Below are 1,501 nucleotides of genomic sequence, written 5' to 3'. Positions count from 1 at the left end.
TGACACATCCCGTACCGGATCACACCTTCTGTACCGCGAACGGGCCGGCTCACAGCGCAACGCGGTACGGAACGTGCCGTTCAGGACAGAACGCGTCGTCCGGAACAGAACGCGTCACCCCGGGCAGGACGTCTCATCAAGCGACGAGTCGCGGGAGCACCTCGCGGCCGAACGTCTTGACCCAGGTGCGCTGATCCGTGCCGGTGTTGTGCAGGTACACGTGGGTGGCGCCGGCGTCGAGGTAGCGCTGGATCTCGCGGCGGTGCTCGTCGAGATCGGCCGAGATCAGCAGCTGGCCGTCGAAGTCCTCCGGCCGGACCATCCTGGCCATCTGCTCGACGTCGTGCGGCGAGCGGATGTCCGCCTTGGAGAACCGCATCGCCCCGTTCGGCCATTCACGCACCGCCTGCGCCGCCGCCTCATCGGCGTCCGGCGCCCAGGACAGGTGCAGCTGGACGATCTTCGCCGCCGACGACGGGTCTTTCCCGGCCGAGCGCGCGCCGTCGTCGAACCGGGCGAAGAGTGACGCCACCTTCTCCGGCGTGGTGGCAAGGGTGATGATGCCGTCGCAGGCGGAACCGGCCCGCCGTGCCGTGACCGGACCCGAGGTGGCGACGTAGACGGGCGGCGAGTTCTCCGGCCGGGTCCAGAGCCGGGTCCGCTCGAGAGTGAAGAACCGGCCGTCGTGCCGGACGTCGCGGCCGGTGAAGAGCTTCTGGATGATCTCGACCGCCTCGAACATCCGAGCGATCCGCTGTGGAGCCTCCGGCCAGTAGCCGCCCACCACGTGCTCGTTGATCGCCTCCCCGGAGCCGATCCCCAGCCAGTGCCGTCCCGGGTACATCGCCTCCAGAGTGGCCGCGGCCTGGGCGACCACGGCGGGATGCCAGCGGAACGACGGACACGTGGCGCCGACCCCGACGCTGCCCCTGGTTCGCTCGGCCATCGCCGTCATCACGTTCCAGACGAAGCCGGACTGACCCTGGTGCGGCGTCCACGGCTGGAAGTGGTCGTCGGCCATCACACCGTCGAATCCGGCGTGCTCGGCCTCAGCCGCGAGCGCGACGGCCTCCGACGGATGGAACCGCGCCAGCATGGCCGCGTACCCGACCCGTGCCCTGGTCTGTGTCATCGGCCCGTCCCTCGCTCCCGGCCGGTCTCGCATAGCCGGCCGTGTAGGACTAAGACGTGAGGACCCATCCGCCGCACGTTGGCGGGTGGGCCCTCACGTCCGACTATCGCGACCTGCCGGTGACTCGATCCAGGTGACTCGACCCGTCTGAACGACGCGGCTTGGCGCCGCTTCGCCCTATGGAGCCACGCGGGCAGTACCGCGAACTCTACCCGAGCGCCGGCCTCAGTGCCCGTGGCCGTGACCGTGACCGGCCCCGGCCTCGTCTTCCTCTTCCGGCTTGTCGACGACGAGCGCCTCCGTAGTGAGGAGCATCGCGGCGATCGACGCGGCGTTGGCCACCGCGGAGCGGGTCACCTTCACCGGGTC

2 protein-coding genes are annotated in these 1,501 nt (G+C 69.9%); both read right to left on the bottom strand.

The genetic code is table 11. The annotated features are described in order from the left end of the window. Window positions 1-136 precede the first annotated feature (136 nt). Window positions 137-1,132 (bottom strand): TIGR03557 family F420-dependent LLM class oxidoreductase, encoded by a 996-nt coding sequence (locus ELR45_RS26195; protein ID WP_129668964.1) that lies wholly within the window; start codon window positions 1,130-1,132, stop codon window positions 137-139. 225 nt (window positions 1,133-1,357) lie between these two features. Continuing rightward, on the bottom strand, window positions 1,358-1,501 hold a 144-nt coding region (locus ELR45_RS41515), incomplete at its 5' end, for a hypothetical protein (RefSeq protein ID WP_240760171.1).

Source organism: Phytoactinopolyspora endophytica (genome assembly GCF_004138495.1).
GTDB classification, from domain to species: domain Bacteria; phylum Actinomycetota; class Actinomycetes; order Jiangellales; family Jiangellaceae; genus Phytoactinopolyspora; species Phytoactinopolyspora endophytica.
This window is presented reverse-complemented; position numbering and strand designations above follow the sequence as displayed.

Bases quoted from the DNA above. Each gene is read 5' to 3' on its own strand.
- ELR45_RS26195 (WP_129668964.1), bottom strand. From the start codon at position 1,132: ATGACACAGACCAGGGCACGGGTCGGGTACGCGGCCATGCTGGCGCGG.